We start from the raw sequence: 21,141 nt of genomic DNA, 5'->3' as shown, positions 1-21,141 counted from the left end.
AACGGTCAGGGTTTTTCATTTCTCTTGATTCTTCTCGACAAATTCTCACTCTCCTTGCTATATTTCGATTTATTTGCTCTGTATTGTGGCGAATATTGTAAATTTAGAGTACAATTTTTTACATGTACAAGCTTTGAGAGTATAGAGTAGTTGAGGGGAGACGGCGATCTTGGTAGAGCGAATGAAAGAGATCATTTTACCTTTTTTACCATTGGGTATAGTATTCATAAGTTGGACGATTGTAACTTGGGAGAGCTGGGTGGATTTCGTGTACCTTACCTTGGCACTCTTAAGCTGGCTTCTGGGTGCTTTTATGATTCGGTATAAGCTCGAAACCAAGAGAGAGACGGCCCAAGCAGAGAAGCTTAAAAAAATTTTGAGTCGAATTCGCCATGATTGGGCAAATCATATACAGATGATGATTTTCTTTCTCCAGATGAAGAAAGAAGAGGAACATTATAGATATCTAAAAAAATTAGCCGAAGACGTAAATAAAGAAAAGCATATTGGTGTGTTTCAATCTCCTTTATTAGCGACTTTTCTTTTAACCATCGGGGTAGAGCATACCAACTGGAAGTGGCATGTGGATATCAGCAAAGATATTCGCATCTCTTTACCTGAGGAAGAGGATTTGCTACAGATGATTAAAAGTGTAGCGGATTGGTTCGATCAAGTTGGACAAGGTAAGTATGATTGGGCGCAAATCCAGCTTACTTTATCGGAAGAGGAGCAAGTTGTATATGTGACATTTGAAGTATACGATTATGACCATAAGAGGATTGTGCTTCCTGTAACAGATGCTTGGGATCGTCTAGAAGAACGGGTTAGTAAATTAGGAGGGAAAATTTCCCTCTCTAGAAAAAAACAGAGAATGATGATCCAGCATATTTGGTGACACTGTACATAGGACGGTGAAGAACGTGTTTGTAGATCAGGTCAAGATTTATGTAAAAGGTGGGGATGGCGGTGGCGGGCAAGTTGCCTTTCGCCGTGAAAAATATGTCCCCAATGGTGGGCCTGCTGGTGGCGACGGAGGTAACGGTGGAGATATCATTTTCCGAGTAGATGAAGGTCTGCGTACCTTGATGGATTTTCGTTACCAACGCCACTTTAAAGCCGAAGCAGGCGAAAGAGGACGTAGCAAAGCCCAGCACGGGGCAAGTGCAGAAGATAAAATTGTAAGGGTGCCCCCTGGGACTGTGGTGCGCGATGCCGAAACGGGAGAGCTAATCGCTGACTTAGTGGCACACGGTCAAGAAGCAGTTATCGTAAAAGGTGGTCGTGGTGGAAAAGGAAATATGCGATTTGCTACACCTGTTAACCCGGCTCCTTCTATATCGGAAAATGGTGAGCCAGGAGTAGAGCGTTGGGTCGAATTAGAGTTAAAGCTACTTGCAGATATTGGATTAGTTGGTTATCCAAGTGTCGGGAAATCGACGCTGCTTTCTGTGGTTTCTGCCGCTCGTCCGAAAATCGGGGCCTATCACTTTACCACGATCGCTCCTAATTTAGGAGTGGTTCAGGTAGAAGATGGGCGTAGTTTTGTCATGGCAGACCTTCCGGGTTTGATCGAAGGCGCTCACGAAGGAGTTGGCTTAGGACACCAATTTTTACGCCATGTGGAGCGTACTAAGGTGATAATCCATGTGATTGATATGGCAGGCTCAGAAGGTAGAGATCCATACGAAGATTACCTGCAAATTAATAAAGAGTTAGTTCTATATAATCAGGATCTGGAAAAGCGTCCGCAGATCATCGCGGCGAATAAAATGGATCTTCCCGATGCAGAGGAGCAGTTGGCATTTTTCAAGGAGCAGTTAGGCGAAGATGTGCCTATTTTCCCTATTTCTTCTGCGACAAAGAAGGGATTGCGTGAGCTGTTGTTTGCCGCTGCTAATCTGTTAGACAAAGTCGAAGAAGAGATTGCCAAGCAACCGGAAGAAGTTTCGGCTGGACCCGTGGGGCGTAAACTGTATAAAGCAGAAGCACCAGAGGTTCCGTTTACGATCCGAAGAGAGAATGAAGTTTTTGTTGTAGAGGGAACGCAGATTGAAAAATTAATCCTGATGACAAACTTTAACTATCATGACGGATTGATGCGTTTTAGTAAAATTATGAAAGATATGGGTGTGGAAGCGGAGTTACGGCAACGTGGCGCGGAAGAAGGAAGCACCATTCGAATCGGTGAAATGGAGTTCGAGTTTACGGAAAACCTGGACTACGTTGATTGATTCATAGGGAGATGGGCTATTCCAATGTGGGATGGTCCTTTTTTTATCACTTCTAGCAGGAATGATAAACTGCTAATTCAAAAATAATCATATCTTCTGTTAATTATAACGTTCATTTAGTGTAAAATAGATGTATAGTGTGTGCCTGAATCTCCCTTCACTAGGAAACATATCAAGTGAATAAACTGTTTCCTTGGTTCTTTGTACTTTTGATCAAAGCTAGTAGTAGGGTTTGTGGTTGGATTAATCAACTAAAAACTGAATAGTATGGTTATAGTGATGATTATGTTTGATCGGAGGGAGAGCGGATGAACGAGTTACCCCTTTTAATGGATTTTTATGATAAGAAAGCGGTCTCGATTGGCGTTCATGACAAAGGAATGTTATCTCGGGGTGAAGGAGCGATCTATGAAGGAGTAACTCATTGGTTAATTGCACTTATTTGGTGTGAAAGAAAGCAGGAACGAGGTTGGAAGGTATCTGTTTATCCAACTTGCCCTGAGAAACCGTTTTGGTATCTGAGCCCTTTTTTTGAGACGGACGTTCTTCACCCGTTTGAGGTTGCGTTCAAGATATCACAAATTTTGGTGAGTCACTCGAAGCGGGATGTATTAACGAAGAAGTTATTTGTTCAAGAGATGAGTCATTTATCTCGTATGCAACGAGCCTGATTTCACCCACTCATACCCAATGCGTAAATGGGAGGTAGCCAAATGCTACATATCGTTGTTTGCATCAAGCAGGTTCCAGACAGTAGAGAGATCCGGATCGACCCGGTTACAAATACCTTAATCCGCCAAGGTGTCCCAAGCATTGTAAACTTCTATGATTTACACGGATTAGAGGAAGCGTTGCGGATTAAAGATGAAATAGGAGCACGCGTTACAGTGGTCACAATGGGACCTCCTCCTGCAGAAAAATCCCTCAAAGAATGTATCTCACTCGGAGCTGATGAAGCTGTACTGGTCACCGATCGTAAATTTGCAGGAGCAGATACTCTTGCAACATCGTATGTGTTAGCAAAAACATTAGAAAAAGTAGCTGACGAGTGGGGATCCATTGACATGGTGTTCTGTGGAAAGCAGACACTGGACGGAGATACCGGTCAGGTGGGGCCAGGGATTGCATGTCGCTTAGATCTAGAGCAGCTTACTTATGTAGGAAAAGTGATTCATGTGGACCCAGAGAAGCGACGTGTTCGTGTGGAGCGTAAGTTAGAAGATGGGATTGAAGTGGTTGAGACGTCTTTTCCGGTATTAATAACAGCGCTAAAGGAATTAAATAAAGTTCGCAGGGCTCCGATGCCGGGGATGATTCGGGCGGCAAGATTCAAGCCTACAGTCTGGACAACCAATGACTTTCCTGACATTGAAATCAGCAAAATTGGTCTAAAAGGCTCCCCTACCATTGTAAGTAAGACATGGGTTCCAGAGGTCCGGAAAATTGATGGAGAGAAAATTTCGGGTGAAGCCCCCGAGCAAATAGCAGAGCAACTGATGGAGAAGTTATGGGGTAGTGAACTAGCTCAGAAACTAGGTTGGGCTTGAAGGAGGAGAAACGATGTCAACGGAGCAAAACAATGAGCAGATGCCGGATTGGTCTCAGTATCGTGGAGTTCTTGTTTTTGTAGAGCAACGTAATGGGATTGCGAAGAAAGTATCTTGGCAGTTGCTTGGTGCTGGAAAAAAATTAGCAGACAAGTTGGAAGTTCCTTTAATGGCATTTGTCATTGGAGATCAAGTGGAGCACCTAGCAGAGGAGGCTATCTATTACGGAGCAGATCGTGTTTTCCTCTGCCAAGGTTCTGAACTTCGTGATTATCGTACTAGGCCCTATAGCCGAATCACCCTAAAGCTGATCGAAGAGTATAAGCCTGAGATTTGCTTATTTGGCGCTACAGGAACTGGGAGAGATTTGGCGGGGGCGATCGCTACTCATCTTCCGACTGGGCTAACTGCTGACACGACTGAATTGGATGTAGAGCCGCACCCATCCCGGCTCCTATTGGCAAGTCGTCCGGCTTTTTCTGAGAAAATGATGGCTACGATTCTGTGTAAACAATATCGACCTCAGATGGCAACGGCTCGAGCGGGAGTTTTTCAAGCTTTGCCGCGTGATCCGGAACGGAAGGGGGACATAGTACTTATTGCTAACCCGACAGAAGGGGAGCAGATTGCGACAGAAGTTGTTAACTTTATCGAGCAGACTGGGACTGTTAACTTAGAAGAAGCAGAGATCATCGTGTCAGGTGGACGTGGGCTCGGAGGAGTAGAACCATTTCGTCTACTGAAAGAACTGGCTGATGAGCTAGGCGGGCAGGTGGGGGCAAGTCGTGCCTGTGTGGATGCGGGTTGGATTGCCCATGAACACCAAGTTGGCCAGACAGGTTATACTGTACGGCCGAAGTTATATTTTGCGATTGGAATCTCCGGAGCGGTGCAACATACAGTAGGAATGGCTGGGTCGGATGTGATCATTGCGATTAACAAGGATGAAAATGCACCGATTTTCCAATTTGCTCACTATGGCATTGTTGGGGATTTGTTTCAAATTGTTCCTGCGATCACTGCAGAGGTAAAAAAGAGAAAAGCGGCGAAAGAAGATCCCACTATGGCTTTCAAAGTCTAATCAGAATCAGAAGTAGTAGGATTTCGAGATAAGAAGCGGAGGAGTGATCGCAAGTGAACGAAAAATTTGATGCGATTGTAGTGGGCGCTGGGCCAGGAGGTACAGCAGCAGCTCTTACGATGGCGAGGGCTGGGCTTAGTGTTGTGTTGCTCGAACGTGGCGAATTCCCTGGGGCTAAGAATATTTTTGGTGGCGTTTTATATCGGAAACAAGTGGAAGAGTTGGTTCCAGAATTTTGGAAAGAACGAAATTTCCCGATGGAGCGTAATATTATTGAGCAACGAATTTGGATGATGGGTAAGGAGTCTATGGTTACTTTTGGTCATCGAAATGAGGCATATAAAGATCCGTATAATTGTTTTACAGGGTTGCGGGTTAAGTTTGACCAATGGTTTGCTAATAAAGCAGTAGAAGCAGGGGCTTTGCCCATCTATCAAACTGTGGCATTAGATGTGATTCGAGAAGGAAATCGAGTGGTCGGAGTAAGGACGGATCGAGATGATGGAGATTTATATGCGGATGTAGTTGTCATCGCAGATGGAGTGAATTCCTTATTAGGCAAAGCCTTAGGTGTGCATAGGGAGTGGAAAACAGATGAAGTCTCCCTTGCTGTGAAAGAAATTATCGCGCTTCCGAGTGAGAAGATTCAAGATCGCTTTCAGGTGGAGGGCAACGAAGGGGTTACCATCGAGTTTATGGGCGAAACATCACTTGGGATGGCTGGGATGGGCTTCCTATACACCAACAAAGAAACCATTTCCCTTGGCGTAGGAGTTATGGTAGATCATCTGCGTGATAAGCGAATGAAACCTTATCAAATCTTGGAATCCGTCAAGCAGCATCCGATGATTCGAAAGTTGATTCAAGGTGGAGAGACGTTGGAGTACTCAGGTCACCTTATCCCAGAAGGAGGTTATTATTCTGTGCCTCCATTGTCGGGAGATGGATGGTGTCTGGTAGGGGATGCGGCCCAATTAGTTAACTTTGTTCACCGAGAAGGTACGAACTTAGCCATGTCGTCAGGTCGTTTAGCAGGAGAAGCCATTATAGCCGCCAAGACAAAAGAGGATTTCTCGGCTAGAAGTCTTCGTATGTACGATGAGTCAGTAAAGGCATCATTTATCATGAAGGATTTACAAAAATACAAGGGGATGCATCAGCTTTTAAAAGAAGAAGACCCCGAATTATTGTTTAGCAGACTGCCGAGGGCACTAAATGATGCAGCGTATAATATGTTTTTAGTAGATGGAGTACCGAAAGCAGAGAAGCAGAAGTATGCGGTTCGGAGAGTAAAGGAAGCGGCTGGTGGAATGATCAATTTACTAAAATTAGGATATAAGGGCTGGAGGTCGATGAACGGATGAGTCAAAATCTTTCGGATAAACTGTATACGATTCGTTTTAAATGTGACGATGTCTCCCATCTGACAATTAAAGAAACCGATGTGTGTGTCGACTGCACGACGAAGGATTGCAACTTTTTTTGCCCGGCTGATGTGTATGACTGGGATCCTAGTCAGAAAATAACGACGGTTGCTTATGAGAACTGTATTGAGTGTGGAACGTGTCGGATTGCTTGTCCAGCCTATAATATTGAGTGGGTATATCCGCAGGGTGGATACGGAATGAGTTATAAGTTAGGTTAGGGAAGTTACTAGGGGGCCAAGCTCTGTGTGATTTGAGGGCTTGGTTTATTAGGTTTTGTTGAATGGAGTGAGACTAAGGGCCATACATCTGACCACAGCTAAAATAGTGAGCTGTGGTCAGATACATGGCCCCGGTCTGTTCTGATTACTGGTGAGTGTGTGCTTTAATAGTAAGCTTATTTCTTGCTTAATCCATGTTTTGATACGATCTCATCTAATAATTTTTTACACCCTTGTTGGACGAGATCATACGTTTCTTGGAAGTTGCCTGTGTACCAAGGATCTGGGACTCCTTCGTAGGGTGTGCTGGGGATGAACTGGATAAATGGATATACATGTGAATGGGTGGTTTGGGCGATTTTATGTAGGTTTTCTACATTCGATGTGTCCATGCCGATGATCCATTGGAATTGATCAAAATCATCTTTTTTTACTTGACGTGCATAGATTCCTTGTGAAGAGATTCCATACTCTTTTAGTTTTAAAATCGTTCCTTGATGGGGTGGTTCACCTATGTGCCAGTCCCCTGTACCAGCAGAATCGATGTGAATTTTATTTTCAAGGCCCGCTTTGATTACATCATGCCGAAATACTGCTTCTGCCATGGGAGAGCGACATATGTTTCCTAAGCAGACGAATAGTACAGATATCATAACTCATTGCTCCTTTGATGTGAGAATCGTATGTTCTTATATTACCAAAAAGATTGCCTTAGACTAAGAGAAACGATACAATATGCGAGATAAATTGAATTTGAATAAAACAAACTATCTGGAAAAATAGATGGTGATGTTTTTTTATATCTACATAGATTACGAAAAAAGGAATGAATGAGGTTATCTTGTGAACAAGAGAGATGATGAAGAGCGCTTCGTATTGGTCCGTTATAATCAATTGCCTGAAGTGATACAAAAGACATTGGAAGCAAAGCGACTGATAGAGTCAGGTGAGGTTGATACAGTTCAACAAGCAGTAGCCAAGCTGGGACTAAGCCGTAGTTCCTATTATAAATATCGAGATTCTATCTTTCCATTTCAAAGCTTGAACCACAGCAAGATGGTGACTCTTGTTTTTCTACTAAAAGATCAGGCAGGTGTGTTATCTCACGTCCTGAGCTTTCTAGCTGGTACAGGAGTAAACATCCTCACCATCCACCAAACCATTCCTCTCCAAGGGGAAGCATCTGTTTCGATGTCAGTGGATTTAACTAATTTGGCTTCCGATTTAGAGGATCTAGTAGATCGGCTTCGTGGGTTAAAGGGTGTACAGCGGGTGACGGTTATAGGAGTGGAGTAGGATTTGGATATCGGTAGTACATGGTCTCTTTGTAGGTGACCGCCTTTAGAAACACGTATCTACAGCTTTTGTTCAGTAAGCATGGGTTCTAGAGTATCTGATATTGCTATTCGGCAATTGATTCAATGTTCTAGATGTTCCTTACTCCCTGTGATAGAATGAGAACTGACAAAATTTCTCACATAAAATGGATCGTTTCACGAATGATTGATGGTAATCGTAATAAAACAATAGATGAGAGCGATGATGCGTTGTAGAAAGAATAGTTAGTCAAGGAGGAGAACCTGTGGAAGCAACCTTAGAGATGATTCTCAATAGTTTTCAGGATATGAAAACAAGTATTGATAAGCGCTTTGATGAAGTGGAGACTCGTCTAGATAAGATGGACACTCGATTGGATCGCCTAGAAGAAAAGGTGGATACTGTTGCTAAGGTAAGTAACATCATTCAAGAACAAGTTATCCGAAACAGTGAAGACATTTACGCATTGAAACTAGATACGAAAGAGGATTTTACTGTTATGAAGGATGATCTCGATTTCTTAAAGGATCTGCATTATGAGAAATCGAAGGAAATTGATCGGAGATTTTGGGCATTGCAATCGAGGAAAAAGCAGGAGGAAGCTAGTTCGAATAGTTGAATAAGCATTCCTATGGTTTATGAATGATGAGATGAAAAGATAAGAGTTTATTACACCCTTGTTAAAAAGGAGTCGGCTAGATTATCTACCGCTCCTTTTTTATTTTCACACTAAGAATTAGTTCAATTTGTTGATGACATGAATATATCCGTCTACTTCATTAATCGTATATTTAGTGTTATCGAATGATATCACTTCATACTCTGGGCTTGCTACATATTTATAAGCAGCCATCTTTGCCCGGGCAGTAACGAAAAGTTTACCATTTTTAATAATGGCAGAGTTCACAGTAAAATGATATAACGCGCCTTGGGTACCAAGTGATAAGTATACATATGTTTTTCTGCCATGCTTCACCATGGTGATAGCCTTATTTGTCACGTCTACTTGGTTTGAAACTTCTTGTGGTAAGGAGGATATGTTTTCTACTTGAAAAGAAGCATCTTCCCATCCGCTTTGAATATTTTTTTCGACTCCAGCGGCTAGAGTGGTAGTTGGAGCGACAAATCCTGTCCCTATGACTAAAGCACTACAAGTAATGATCCCAGCTACGAAACGTTTCCCCTTCATCCCTGACAACCCCTTATTCTGTTCCTAATATACAAACAATCATATTGTAACACAAATACATTTTTTGTAAACATTTTAATAAAATTTTATATTATTTTATTTTCGAATTTATAGGTTATACTTAAAATTTTTGATTACAGATCAAGAATCATGATATAGTTTTGTCAGGGATGATTAAATCTTACTTTTAAAATGGAGGAATTTTCATGCAGACACATAACTTTACGTTTCTAGAAGAAAAATGGAATATTCTTTCTAAAGTAGGGGAGTCGGCAGAACGGAACGTTTATCAGGATCCCGGTATCACGATTAGCAGGCTACGAACATTTACGGAAACTATTACAAAATACATAGTTGCTTTAGAAAATATCAAGGAGGAGAATTGTACGACCCAGTTGGAAACGCCTTTATAAGGAAAAAGTAGTATTATAGAGGTTAACCCTAGAAGACTATAGGCGATGCCGTTCCACACACGTTTTAGAGAAACAACGAATCAATAAGCTGAAGAATATCAAACAAGCTGAGCTAGTTCCTATAGCAAAGGAAATGACTCTTTCTATGCGAGCAGGTTATCAAGAACGTTTTTTTGAAAAATTAGTAAGAGATATCCGACAAGAGATATCCTCAGATAAATATAGAATAAAAGAGGCATAACAGATGAAAAAAATACTGGTTCTAGGTGCGAGCGGACTTGTGGGACGAGCCCTAATTGATGAGTTAGTGGAAGGATTAGATGTATACGGTACATATACTTCTAACGTTACTAGTCTTCCTCATGATAAACAGTTTTCATTAGAAGTTCAGCACATCGATAAGATGAGGGAGCTCATGGATACGGTAAAACCGGACGTGGTGATCTCCTGTTTACGAGGCGATTATGATCATCAACTTACGTTTCACGAGGAATTGGCTAAGAGTATCAAAAATCAACATACGAAAGTGTACTATTTCTCGACAACCAATGTATTTGATGGAGATTTCTCAAGACCTTATACAGAAGCGGATACCCCGATAGCTGAATCGGAGTATGGGAAGTTCAAAATGAAATGTGAGAGTATGCTTCAAGAAATGTTGGGCGAGAGGGCTATTACGATTCGAATTCCGATGATATGGGGGAAGAACTCACCTAGGCTGAATCAAATCAAAGAAAGTTTGAAAGATGAGAAAGTCATTGAAGTATTTAGCAATCTGGTTTGCAATCATCATCTAGATGTTTTATTAGCTAAACAAGTGCGGTTTATGATTGAAAACGATGTAAAAGGGGTATTCCACTTAGCTTCTATCGATCGAATGATGCAAAGTCAGTTTTATGAACAGATCTTACATCAATTAGGGGTTGAGAAGAGTATATTGGAGCCTCGTTTCTTCCTAGATAAAGAGGATGTGGCTTACTTTCAGATAGAATCTAATCGTGAGGATATTCCTAGAGTGCTTCGATATACGAATTCCGATATTATTTCGTCCTTATTTCAATAAAAATGAAAAGTTAACAGGATCCACCCATAAAGGGATCCTGTTAACTAGAAATGTGGGTTGGTTATACCACCGCTTGTTGCTTGGCAAGTGATTGCAGTAGATCTGCCGTCTGCTGAACTGGATTTGCTTTCCGCATGGAGTGACTCATTGCTTGAAGATTTACTCGAACAGTCTCTGATTGGCTTACTCTGTCTACAGACTCTCTCAATTGTTCCGGGGTAACTTGATCAGGTTGGATGGACTCCCCGAGGCCCAGTTGGGTAAGACGTTCGGCAACAAGTGGCTGATCGGATGATTGAGGAATAGCAACCGTAGGAACACCAAACCATAGAGCCTCCATGATGGAATTCATCCCTCCGTGAGATATGAAGACGTCAGTATGTTTAAGGACTTCTAGCTGAGGAACAAAAGGTCGAATGATGAAGTTTTTGGGGATGGAGTCCAGCTCTTCCGTGCGGGTTCTGGGTCCTACGTTTAAGATTACTTGCCAATGTGTGTCTCCAAAGGCTTCAAAGCAATTTTGATAAAACTCAGCATTACTTAAGATCGTTCCGAGAGAGATGAAGAGTGTGGGTTGAGAGTTGAGACGGTCTAAGGGAAGATCGGTTGTAACATGTCGATCGGAGATGAGAGGCCCAACAAATGCATAACGATGATCGAAGAATTCTGCATCATATTGAAATTGTTTAGGATTTGATACGATATTTAGTTTTTCGGCAACGGTAAACAAGTGCAAAATTTGCTTCTCTTCAGGATGGAGATGTTGCTCAACCCATTTTTGTAGAGTAGGTGCCTCTTTGTGAAATGCGAAGCTACTATAAAAGGTAGCTGCAGGTAGATCGAGAGTATAAATCATTTCTTTTCCCCAAACACACATTGGATCGTAAATGGCTACATCGGCTTTCTCGCTTTTCACTTGATCAATTAATTCGTGGGCCCTCAGGCGGGCTTCGTTCATATACTGCGTCATCAAGTGAATAGGAGGTTTCGTAAAAGACTGCAGTACTTCTGGATGCTTTTTTTGGAAGTAGTGTAAAGGATTGAAAATAGGATCAATCACTCGAATCTCGGCCCCTGCTTTTTTAACACTATCTGTAAAGTCATCCGTTATATAATAAACTACCTCTTCTCCTCGTCTCACCAATTCTTCTGCCACTGTTAGTGTAGGATTCATATGTCCAAATGCTGGCATCATAAAGAATAGATATTTCATATACAGATATCCCCCCATTGAGAGTCTTAAAAAATTTACTTTACTTTAACTTATATATTTCAACTAAATCTTTGAGAATACCTGTAATATGAAGTCGTCTAGTTTTCTGTTGACAGTATAAATTACTGAATCACTAACAATAGCATTCCTGAGATCAATAGGGCATATAGGCTAATTCCTCTTTTTTTAGCCTGTTCGCCAAGCCGTAAGCCCCCAAAAAGAAAAAATGTTGGATAGTATAATGTACATAAAAGTCCCATCCTCTCAATACGAATGAGACTTACATGCCATTATGTTAATAATGTATCTTCACATGCACAAAAATTACATTCAATTTATCAAGACTATTCTTTGATTTTTGTTTTATATGGTTCTAGATTATTGACATCAATAGTTTGAATATCATCGGGAGTAATATTGTATCTATACAGCAAATACTTACCAACGTCCTCTTTCTTCGAAGCTGATTTTAAGGCATTATCGTACACATAAACCACAATTATCACTTTGTTGAAATTCATCTCTTTTAACGATTGTAGAAAGCTTGAGATTTCTTGTTTGGCTTGGTCGCTTTTCTCGTATACTCTAAGGCTAGTTTGTAAATATAAATCCTTATCTCCTTTTTTCAGCACTTCTAGTACAGAAGGTATTTCACTCTTATATTTTCTTTCTACACCATCCCTATAGTTATATGTAAGATTGTCTTCCATTGATCTCAAATCAAAGATCTGGCTAGCTACTTTCTTTATATGAGGTGTCAATTCATTTGAAAACAACGTATGAATATAAGTATCTATAGGCTCATTCGATGCCTCTAACATTACAATAACGGGAGTATTTTTTCCATCTTGAATTGTACCACTCACATCATAGCTAGCTCCTGTGACACGATTCTTAGAGATCTCTTGAACTGTGAACTCTTTATGGTATTTCCCCTTAATATACTGACTAGCTTGTTCCTTCACCTTCTGCTCTTCTTCTGGAGTCATTTTTGAAAGGTCTTCTCTGAGAAAGCCACATCCACTGAGTGCTATCACCATGAAAACAACTAATAAACCAAGGTATAACTTTTTTGTTCTCCATATCTCTAGCATATTATCACATCCTCAAATCATTTTCTTGGAACGATATTTCCGTTGTTTTTCTTGTAGATGGAAGCAATAGGAGTAGAGACAGGCTTTCCATCCACTTCTCCCGTGAAGTTTGACATTGCATGGTTTTCAATTACTCCATTATTGATACTTGATTCGATCCCTTTCGCAATGTTATTATCCAAACCCTTCTTATGGGTAACTTCGCCCTTTCGATCTATTACATATGTTTCTCCGGGGCGATATCCTACCGAGCCGACTACGTCTTCATAGGAGTTATAATTCCTAATTAAGCCATCAAAGTTACCGGCGGCTTCGTTATAAGCTTGTCTACGATTCCGATAATCACTCATATTAATTGCATATGTTCCCGCTCCACCTGCATAACCTGTAGCCAGTGAAGCATTTATATTAGGATAGAGGTTTTTACCGGGGGCATTAAAAGCTACTGTGGGTATCCGGTAGGTCATTCCGGCCTCATTAGCTATATATCCACCAAGGGAATGCCCTGTTAAAGCAAATCGATATCCTTTAAAGTCGGGATTATTCAGTAACTGTTCCACAAATTGTATAGCAGCTCCTGATTGTGGTACATATGAATCAAGGCCTGCTGCTAGGATGGCATCTGAAAAATAGTCACCTAATCCTTCTGTTCCTCTAAATGAGATTATAATTTCCTTCGTTTCCTCATTGACGAATGTTTTTGCTTGTAGTCCATTCATAGAATCAATTTGTGGCCCAAGCTCCCATCCCTCACCCAGCTTTTCTAAATTCTTTTTAGTAATATTGTCTTTATATACCATATCTGCCGCATATGCCAATTGCTTATCAGTCGCTTTCACATCACTTAACTTCCCATGAGGATTATTACGATCTATACCTACTAGATACTCTCCAACGCGTTGAAACATATCAGTAAACGCATTCTTTTCCCCTTTAAATATACCCCAAGTCAGCAAAACACCCATCCCTATTACAACAAAGCCAATAATTTCTATGACAAAACTAGCAATGAAATTAAATACATCACATATTTCTTGCCAAATTCCAGCGGCTATATCTTTAGCTCCCTCCCAAACAAAATCCCACTTATCCGAGAGCCAATCTCCTGCTTCCTCTAAAAAACCTTTCTCTTTTACTGTGGAGGTACCTGCGATTTCGGTGTTAAACTCTCCGTTTATGGGCGTTTGGTCGATCCCTTCTGCTACTGCAATGCTTTGTCCTAAGAGCATGAATCCTAATAAGAATACAAGTTGAATAAGTAATGATTTTCCATATTTTGTTATATTTCGCATAAGTTACTTCACTAAGAAATGTTATAGTTCCTATTCTTAGCGGAAAATTCTCCCCTTTCCAATCGCAAGCCTCTGATTTTCACTAAGTAGTCTAGCCCTTGCAATTTATATGACGTATCCAACTATTTTATAGGAAATAAATTTTTTCGACAACATTAAAAATGTTCAATAATACCATCACAAATCTATGATTCAAAGTTTGCAAGGAATAGAGGGATTCGACCTGCTACTACAATAAAACACCCCTGTTTGGCCTAGGTGATCGACTAAACAGGGGTGTTTTTTCGTGGACACTTGCAGATCGAAACCGACTAGGCCAATACATCACGTCTCGAAAACGCTACAAATGCAACAATCAGGGCTATAACGGACCAGGCTCCGAGTACGCCGATGGAAAGTGGTAGTGTCATTCCCTCGATGAGAATGGGGCGGCCTGAGAGATAGTCGGTTAAACGTAGTTGGGTGAAGGCAAAATATTTGATCGCTCCCCACGTAGGAGAGAGCTGCATGAGCAAATTTCCTGAGATGACGGCCGCGAGCATAATGCCCATGCCGGATGCGGTGCTTCGTACCAAGACGGACACCATAAAGGAGACGGTTGCAACGGTGATACAGGCGAGCCAAGAAAGCCCATATGCCATAAGGAGATATTTCCATTGTGGGATGAGATGGACAAACTCGGTCATTAAAGCCCCGTTTTTCTCTTGGAATCCGGATAATACAGGGAGGTCCCAACCCCCGTATCCAAAAATGACCCCAGAGAGCAGATAGCTTAATATGGCTGTACTAAGTACGATGAAGGATGTGGCAAAGAGTAGGGAGATGTATTTGCTAAATAGTACTTTCCAACGCCGAACGGGTCTTGTAAGGAGTAATTTAATCGTTCCGCTTGAGTGTTCAGAAGAAACCAGATCCGCTGCGATGATGACGACTAATAATGGGAGAAAGAGTGAAACAGATTCCTCGACAAATTTTCGCATAAACGTAGGAGCACCAGGTGCCGTTGGATTGATATCATTTTTTAGATAATACTCTTGTTGCTGGATATTCAGTTTGATAAATGCTTTCCATTCTTCCGGTAATCGGCTGGATGTTAAGCGGTTTTGTTGATCGATAATCTGTTGCTTTAGGATCACTTTCCAGTCGCTTGTTCCAATTTGTTTAGCTGCCCTCTCGAGTGTTTGTGCCTGAGCATATGTAAAAATCGGGATTAGGATCACTAGGATCCCGAGGATGACCCAAAGTCGTTTTTTCCGAACCATTTTTAACATTTCATTATAGACAAGTCCCATCATGGTTTGGTTTCGCCTCCTGTCAGTTGTAAGAATAAGTCCTCCAATGTAGCTTGTACAGGACGAATTCCCGTTACCTTGATCTGCTTCGCCATAAGTTGCTCATTTACTTCGGCAATGCGGTCTAGGGGCATATACACATACAGATGCTCTTCTGTCTGTTCGATAGGACGGACAAAGGATAGTTCTTGGAGGGCGTCTGCCCCTGATGGAAGCGGGTCTAATTTCCACTCGATGCGGGTTTCTTCTTCGTGGACAAGCTCCTGTACAGGTCCGGTGTAAACGATTTTCCCTTTGTTGATAATAGCCACCCGATCACACATGAGCTGAATTTCATGCAGGATATGGCTGGAGATGAATACACTAATCCCTTGTTCGTGGACTAGTTTGCGAATAAATGCCCGTAGTTCGCGAATGCCTGCGGGATCTAGACCGTTAGTGGGTTCATCCAGAATGAGTATCTTAGGGGAACCAAGTAATGCTTGTGCGATTCCAAGACGTTGCTGCATTCCGAGTGAATACGTTTTTACCAGCTCATCAATCCGCTCATCTAATTCTACGAGGTGAACAATCTCATTGATCCGATCGACTGTAATGCCTGTCATCATGCGGGCAAAGTGCTCTAGGTTCTCACGGCCGGTGAGATACGGGTAAAGCTCTGGGTTTTCCACGATACATCCCACTTGGGAGATGGCTTCGATAAATTGGTCTTGTAAGGGGTATCCTCCGATGTGAATCGTTCCTTCTGTTGGACGGATGAGCCCAACTAACATACGGATGGTTGTGGTTTTTCCTGCGCCATTTGGCCCTAAAAATCCAAAAATTTCTCCTTGTTGTACCTCAAACGTAATGTCTTCCACGATTTTTCGTCTTCCAATCCGCTTGCCTAGCTTCTTTACCTCGAGTACCGGGGAGGTTGTCTGGTTCATTTTGTTTCCATCCCTTCTTGATCGATTACCAGTTGAGTGAGCCGATTTGCCATGCGCTGGTACCCGTGTTGATTTGGATGAAAGTGATCTGTGAAAAGATATCGTCTTGGATCTAATTGAAATAAATCATATGTAGGAATAAAAACAACGCGATCATACTTGGCGATCACTTGTTGTGCTGTTTGGTTCCATTGTGCAACGAATTCATTGGTTTGCTTGGTTTCGGATAAGTCACCGAATGGATTATACAAGCCAAAAACGAAGATTGTTGCTTTAGAATTCTGTTTGCGAATTTCCTTTAGGATGAAGTCCATGTTTTCTTGATAGGTAAGGCGTGCTTTTTCTACCGTTTTGGGATCCGTATTTTCAAGGCGACCACTTCCTCGAAATAGATCGTTTCCACCGATGGTGAAAGGGATGATCTCGGCACTTTTTAGCAAGGTAGCTGTTTCAGGTTGCGAGATCTGTTTACGAAGATCAGTCGAAGTGGCACCACTAACGCTTAAATTGACAAGGCTTACTTCTGCTTTGCTTGATTTTTGTAGTTGCTCCCGAAAAAGTTGGATGTATCCTTTTCCGCTATCGTCTCCGATTCCTCGAGTGAGGGAATCACCTATGCTGACGATTCGTCCGATAGTAGGACTGGTCGGCGAGGCTACTTTTTGGGAAGTAGACGATTGGAGGTCGGATACTTGAGGCCTAAAAAGCTCAATAAGAGACAGGATGGAACCAATTAATAGGATGGAGAATGAGGCGATAGCGATGGCAAAGATACTAATCCACCTCAGGCGATGATTCGAATGCATACATTATCCTCCTAAATATAGATTCGTTACTAACTTTAGTTTTACATATTACCCTTGAAAAATGAATATATTTTCTTGAATGATCGTCTGTCGATGATGTGAAGGCAACTAATAGCCCATAGGCGCATAGGATAGAATATTCCATTTGCAATAGAGGAGGTACCGGGTTTGAAAATTCATATCGTACGTCCTGGAGAACAGTTATGGGACTTGGTACAAAAGTATAATGTTCCGCTAGAGCGAGTACTAGAGGCAAATCCCAATATTATGGAGCCAGAACAGTTGGAAGTTGGTAGTAAGGTTCGAATCCCGTCGGGGCGAGTGCCTGTTTCCCCTGTAAAGAGAGATTATCTAAAAGACAGAACCGACCGCGAATCATTAAAACCTCAGAAGCCAATGGATGCTCAGTGGCCACTTACAGAGCGACCAGTTGGTTCGCCACGAGATCTACAATTAACGATTGCAAAGCCAATTCGGGTGGAGGATGTTCCATTTTACAACCAATATCAAAACGAACCAGCTCGTTATGATCAGTATGACGACTATGATGAATCAAGTGAAGTGTCATTAGATGAATGGGAGTCTTCTTCTGTTTATGCCTATCCGCCTTCTCACCCTAATCAGTTTGCACCATTTTATCCAACTGAACCCGGATTTTATTCCTACCCGCATCTTTCACATGCATCTACACCGTATCCAAACTATCCTTGTTCTGATTGTGGATCACCTGAGCCTTATCCGCCCCAAACAGCCATGACGACACCACCATATCCGTTTTGGACTCCATACGGTAATCATCAGCCAGCATACTGGCAACCTGAAATGATGATGAATCAAGAACCTGATTATAAAAATGATGCTTTTGAGAGCTCTTCTGCAGAGTTTTAATTCAGATAAAGGAAGGGTTAATATGTCCCAGCCAAGCTTGCGAAAAATGGAACGAGCTCTTCAGACTCGGGTTATCGACATGGAAAAAGGGAAAAAAATATGGCTCATTTATACAAAGGAACAAACATGGGTAGCGAAGCAATGTCGTTCGGCTTACCAACAAGAGTGGTGGAGTCAAGTTGATCGAGAGATCAGGCATCGTGGGTTTGATGATATGCCTAGGTTTATACATGCAGGAGATGGGTTAACATTAACCACATACATTAACGGGGAAACATGTAAGTATCGGTCTCGCAAAGAAAGCAAGCTCGTATTAGAACAACTAGCTCGATTTCATCAAGTGGGACGTGGATGTACTACGCCGTCTACTCGTCAGACGGCGTTCCTTTTATGGGAGAGACTTGGACAACGTCTAAAGAAGTTTGAAAAGTATCTGTATCAATACGATCGATCGACAGGTAAGACTGAAAAATGGATGCGGCTAGCGGGTTACGAGATGTATCGGATGGGCGTAAATGCATGGAATCAGCTATATACACCTACATTTTACGAAATGAACGAACAATCTCATCTTCATCATCATCTATGCCATCGCGATTTAGCAAGTCATAATTGGATGATCGAAGGGGATCGGGCGTGGTTAATCGATTTCGATACAGCAAGCTATGATGCCCAGTGGGGAGATCTATGGCAGATTAGCACCCGGATCTTAACCGAAAACCATTGGGATCAAGCGCTATGGATTGAGATGATGGCATGTTATGAACACCACCAACCTTTATCAGATTGGGAGAAATATTTTATCAAAGTGATGTATGGATTTCCCAATGAATTTTTTCGCGAGTCGATAGGAGTGTTGGAAAAGAAGCCCGGTTATCGCCTCGATTATACAGGCCCTTACTTGGAAAGAATTATTGATGATATCGAGCACCATCGGGAGTTTCTCTCGCAATTGCGTTACTGGTAATGGTATGATAAAGGCCAAATCACCCATAGTTCGCCTTAGGGAGGCATCTTAGAATGAAAGTTGGATTAGCTCAAATTCGACCACATTTGGGTAATGTGGCTAAAAACATTGAAATTCACAAACAGATAATGAAACAGGCAAAAGAAGAAGGAGTCGAGTTGCTTATATTTCCAGAGTTAAGCTTAATGGGATATAATCTGCTCGACTTAACTTACGATGTGGCTTGCACTGTGGATAGTGAGGAAGTACAAGAAATTGTCTCCGAATCGAAGGGGATCGATATCGCTTTTGGAATCGTAGAACGTTCACCCGATCACATCTTGTACAATTCGGCGATTTATGCAAGCTATGGCAGTATTCAATCCGTACATCGCAAAGTATATCTACCTACATATGGAATGTTTGATGAGGCACGTTATTTTGGTCGAGGAGAAAAGATTCGAGCATTTGACACGAAGTTTGGTCGTGTGGGGATGCTAGTCTGTGAAGATATGTGGCATCCATCAGCTCCGTATCTCCTTGCTCAGGATCGAGCAGAGCTTCTGATTGTACTTGCTAATTCTCCAGCACGTGGTGTACACGCTAAAGGATTGGGAACACAGGACTCATGGGACTTGATTCTAACGAGCCAAGCTCAATTTTATGGAATGTGTATCGCTTGTACACAACGTGTCGGAACGGAGGATGGGATCACCTTTTTTGGTAATTCTACCGCAGTGGACCCATTTGGAGATACATTGGTTCAGGGACCTCTTTTTGAAGAATCTCTTGTGACCTTTGATTTAGATCTCGATATGGTTCGACAGGCCCGTTTTACAACCCCTATTTTACGTGATGAAAATACAGATCTCGTGGTTCGAGAACTTACTCGAATTCAACAACATCGTAGAGGAGAGTAGGACATGTCTACACAATGGTTAACGGATCAATTAACAGAAGCTCCGTATCTATCTCTCAATGAAGAACTAACTACCCAGATATTGACTACAGCTTTACGTGAAGAAGTGAACAAAGTAGGCTTTCGCCGTGTGATCTTGGGATTATCAGGAGGAATTGACTCTGCCCTGTCTCTTTATTTAGCAGTGAGGGCCTTTGGGGCTGAAAATGTAATCGCCGTTCGGATGCCTTATAAACAGAGTAGCCAAAATAGCCTAGATGATGCTGCGGAAGCGATTCAAGATACAGGCGTACAGTCACTCACAGTGGATATCACCCCTCAGATTGATGCGTACTTTGAAAGTTTTCCTGATGCTAGCCCCCTTCGTAGAGGAAATAAAATGGCTAGGGAAAGAATGACGATTTTATATGATTTATCCGCTTACTATGAAGCCCTTGTGGTAGGTACAAGCAATCGCACGGAACTTTTACTTGGCTACGGTACCCAATTTGGAGACTCGGCTTCTGCGATTAATCCGATCGGGGATTTATATAAAACACAGGTTCGTCAACTTTCTCGTTATTTGGGGGTTCCTAACTCCATCTTATCGAAGCCTCCTAGTGCGGATTTATGGGAAAACCAGACAGATGAAGGGGAGATCGGCTTTTCTTACTTTGACATGGATCGTGTCTTATATCACATGTTAGATTTAAAATGGGATCGCAAAGCACTTCATAAGCAAGGTTTTTCCGATGCCCTCATCAATGCGGTCAACAAGCGAATCATCCGCAACCAATTTAAACGAGTGATGCCCGTTATTCTAAAGGTATCCAATCGTACAGTGGGGATTGATTTCCGTTATCTTCGAGATTGGGGCATGTAGATAGAAAAAAGCCTTGATATAAGCAGTATTTCAGGGCTTTTTTTATTTGTGGTAATTCAATTTGGTCAATGTTTTTCACAGGAGCAAAGCAATTTTAGATGTTACTCTTTTGAATACGTATTGGGATTTGATCACTTTTTGCCTACATGTATGCATATTAGGAAGAACATGAGAGTAGATATCTAGTGTGGTTCCTACATTCGCATGTCTAACATCATACGAGCAGGAAGTAAACCTATTTTTGGATAAAACTATTTTTTTCACCAAAAAGACTTGTTTTGTATAGTATATCAGACAGTGAGTTAGACATGTTTTTCTGTTATTTCTTTAAAAAATTGTCTACGACACAACAGATATACACATCATATCTAACTGATTGTATGATATATGTATATTTTTTATTTCAGGAGGGAT

At 41.7% G+C, this 21,141-nt stretch carries 23 protein-coding genes; 15 read left to right on the top strand and 8 right to left on the bottom strand.

Annotated features, from left to right (window positions below):
* Positions 1–169 precede the first annotated feature (169 nt).
* The 7 genes from BLU58_RS01630 to BLU58_RS01600 all read left to right on the top strand — a co-directional run bounded on the left by BLU58_RS01630 (position 170) and on the right by BLU58_RS01600 (position 6,504).
* The gene (locus tag BLU58_RS01630) at positions 170–895 is read left to right on the top strand and encodes a Spo0B domain-containing protein (RefSeq protein WP_093290482.1); all 726 of its coding nucleotides are present in this window, start codon (positions 170–172) and stop codon (positions 893–895) included.
* 25 nt (positions 896–920) lie between these two features.
* Positions 921–2,231, top strand: a complete 1,311-nt coding sequence (gene obgE / locus BLU58_RS01625; RefSeq protein WP_093290481.1) for a GTPase ObgE — start codon at positions 921–923, stop codon at positions 2,229–2,231.
* A 308-nt stretch (positions 2,232–2,539) separates the two neighbouring features.
* Positions 2,540–2,902 carry a hypothetical protein gene (locus BLU58_RS01620; RefSeq protein ID WP_093290480.1) on the top strand — a complete coding sequence of 121 codons (363 nt, stop codon included), beginning with the start codon at positions 2,540–2,542 and terminating at the stop codon, positions 2,900–2,902.
* Between the two features lie 42 nt (positions 2,903–2,944).
* Positions 2,945–3,778, top strand: coding sequence for an electron transfer flavoprotein subunit beta/FixA family protein (locus BLU58_RS01615; RefSeq protein WP_093290479.1), 834 nt, complete (start codon positions 2,945–2,947; stop codon positions 3,776–3,778).
* A 13-nt stretch (positions 3,779–3,791) separates the two neighbouring features.
* A complete protein-coding gene (locus BLU58_RS01610; RefSeq protein WP_093290478.1) occupies positions 3,792–4,859 on the top strand; it encodes an electron transfer flavoprotein subunit alpha/FixB family protein in 1,068 nt (355 codons plus the stop codon).
* A 53-nt stretch (positions 4,860–4,912) separates the two neighbouring features.
* A complete protein-coding gene (locus tag BLU58_RS01605; RefSeq protein WP_093290477.1) occupies positions 4,913–6,223 on the top strand; it encodes an FAD-dependent oxidoreductase in 1,311 nt (436 codons plus the stop codon).
* On the top strand, positions 6,220–6,504 hold the full coding sequence (locus tag BLU58_RS01600) for a ferredoxin family protein (protein WP_072330529.1): 285 nt from the start codon (positions 6,220–6,222) through the stop codon (positions 6,502–6,504). Before BLU58_RS01605 ends, BLU58_RS01600 begins: the two co-directional genes overlap by 4 nt.
* 176 nt (positions 6,505–6,680) lie before the next feature.
* Here the strand turns inward: BLU58_RS01600 and BLU58_RS01595 are convergent, their stop codons facing one another.
* Positions 6,681–7,157 carry a low molecular weight protein-tyrosine-phosphatase gene (locus tag BLU58_RS01595; protein ID WP_093290476.1) on the bottom strand — a complete coding sequence of 159 codons (477 nt, stop codon included), beginning with the start codon at positions 7,155–7,157 and terminating at the stop codon, positions 6,681–6,683.
* A 190-nt stretch (positions 7,158–7,347) separates the two neighbouring features.
* Here BLU58_RS01595 and BLU58_RS01590 point away from each other — a divergent pair, with 190 nt between their 5' ends.
* Together BLU58_RS01590 and BLU58_RS01585 are read left to right on the top strand one after the other, a co-directional pair.
* Positions 7,348–7,800 carry an ACT domain-containing protein gene (locus BLU58_RS01590; RefSeq protein WP_093290475.1) on the top strand — a complete coding sequence of 151 codons (453 nt, stop codon included), beginning with the start codon at positions 7,348–7,350 and terminating at the stop codon, positions 7,798–7,800.
* A gap of 286 nt (positions 7,801–8,086) precedes the next feature.
* Complete coding sequence (locus BLU58_RS01585; RefSeq protein ID WP_093290474.1) at positions 8,087–8,440, top strand: hypothetical protein; 354 nt, start codon at positions 8,087–8,089, stop codon at positions 8,438–8,440.
* Between the two features lie 117 nt (positions 8,441–8,557).
* Here BLU58_RS01585 and BLU58_RS01580 read toward each other — a convergent pair whose 3' ends face one another.
* Complete coding sequence (locus BLU58_RS01580; RefSeq protein WP_093290473.1) at positions 8,558–9,010, bottom strand: hypothetical protein; 453 nt, start codon at positions 9,008–9,010, stop codon at positions 8,558–8,560.
* 206 nt (positions 9,011–9,216) lie between these two features.
* Between BLU58_RS01580 and BLU58_RS01575 the strand changes: the two genes are divergently transcribed.
* Positions 9,217–9,423 (top strand): hypothetical protein, encoded by a 207-nt coding sequence (locus BLU58_RS01575; RefSeq protein WP_093290472.1) that lies wholly within the window; start codon positions 9,217–9,219, stop codon positions 9,421–9,423.
* Positions 9,424–9,667: 244 nt separating this feature from the next.
* Entirely contained in the window at positions 9,668–10,486 is an 819-nt protein-coding gene (locus BLU58_RS01570; protein ID WP_093290471.1) for a sugar nucleotide-binding protein, read from the top strand.
* Between the two features lie 61 nt (positions 10,487–10,547).
* Here the strand turns inward: BLU58_RS01570 and BLU58_RS01565 are convergent, their stop codons facing one another.
* The 6 genes from BLU58_RS01565 to BLU58_RS01540 form a co-directional block, all read right to left on the bottom strand.
* The gene (locus BLU58_RS01565; protein WP_176786438.1) at positions 10,548–11,699 is read right to left on the bottom strand and encodes a nucleotide disphospho-sugar-binding domain-containing protein; all 1,152 of its coding nucleotides are present in this window, start codon (positions 11,697–11,699) and stop codon (positions 10,548–10,550) included.
* Positions 11,700–12,043: 344 nt separating this feature from the next.
* Entirely contained in the window at positions 12,044–12,688 is a 645-nt protein-coding gene (locus BLU58_RS01560) for a hypothetical protein (RefSeq protein WP_143123656.1), read from the bottom strand.
* Between the two features lie 122 nt (positions 12,689–12,810).
* The gene (locus tag BLU58_RS01555) at positions 12,811–14,085 is read right to left on the bottom strand and encodes a Tle-like phospholipase domain-containing protein (protein ID WP_093290468.1); all 1,275 of its coding nucleotides are present in this window, start codon (positions 14,083–14,085) and stop codon (positions 12,811–12,813) included.
* 311 nt (positions 14,086–14,396) lie between these two features.
* Entirely contained in the window at positions 14,397–15,380 is a 984-nt protein-coding gene (locus BLU58_RS01550; RefSeq protein ID WP_093290467.1) for an ABC transporter permease, read from the bottom strand.
* Positions 15,377–16,306, bottom strand: a complete 930-nt coding sequence (locus tag BLU58_RS01545) for an ABC transporter ATP-binding protein (RefSeq protein WP_093290466.1) — start codon at positions 16,304–16,306, stop codon at positions 15,377–15,379. The genes BLU58_RS01550 and BLU58_RS01545 overlap by 4 nt, the downstream gene beginning before the upstream one ends.
* A complete protein-coding gene (locus tag BLU58_RS01540) occupies positions 16,303–17,112 on the bottom strand; it encodes an SGNH/GDSL hydrolase family protein (RefSeq protein ID WP_093290465.1) in 810 nt (269 codons plus the stop codon). Before BLU58_RS01540 ends, BLU58_RS01545 begins: the two co-directional genes overlap by 4 nt.
* 168 nt (positions 17,113–17,280) lie before the next feature.
* Here BLU58_RS01540 and BLU58_RS01535 point away from each other — a divergent pair, with 168 nt between their 5' ends.
* The 4 genes from BLU58_RS01535 to BLU58_RS01520 are packed head-to-tail and all read left to right on the top strand — an operon-like array spanning position 17,281 to position 20,727.
* A complete protein-coding gene (locus BLU58_RS01535) occupies positions 17,281–18,000 on the top strand; it encodes a LysM peptidoglycan-binding domain-containing protein (protein WP_176786437.1) in 720 nt (239 codons plus the stop codon).
* 22 nt (positions 18,001–18,022) lie between these two features.
* On the top strand, positions 18,023–18,967 hold the full coding sequence (locus BLU58_RS01530; RefSeq protein WP_176786436.1) for a phosphotransferase: 945 nt from the start codon (positions 18,023–18,025) through the stop codon (positions 18,965–18,967).
* Between the two features lie 53 nt (positions 18,968–19,020).
* On the top strand, positions 19,021–19,866 hold the full coding sequence (locus BLU58_RS01525; protein WP_093290462.1) for a nitrilase-related carbon-nitrogen hydrolase: 846 nt from the start codon (positions 19,021–19,023) through the stop codon (positions 19,864–19,866).
* A gap of 3 nt (positions 19,867–19,869) precedes the next feature.
* Complete coding sequence (locus tag BLU58_RS01520) at positions 19,870–20,727, top strand: NAD+ synthase (RefSeq protein WP_093290461.1); 858 nt, start codon at positions 19,870–19,872, stop codon at positions 20,725–20,727.
* Positions 20,728–21,141 lie beyond the last annotated feature (414 nt).

Origin of the sequence: Thermoactinomyces sp. DSM 45892 (genome assembly GCF_900107305.1) — a bacterium.
Taxonomy (GTDB): domain Bacteria; phylum Bacillota; class Bacilli; order Thermoactinomycetales; family Thermoactinomycetaceae; genus Baia.
This window is presented reverse-complemented; position numbering and strand designations above follow the sequence as displayed.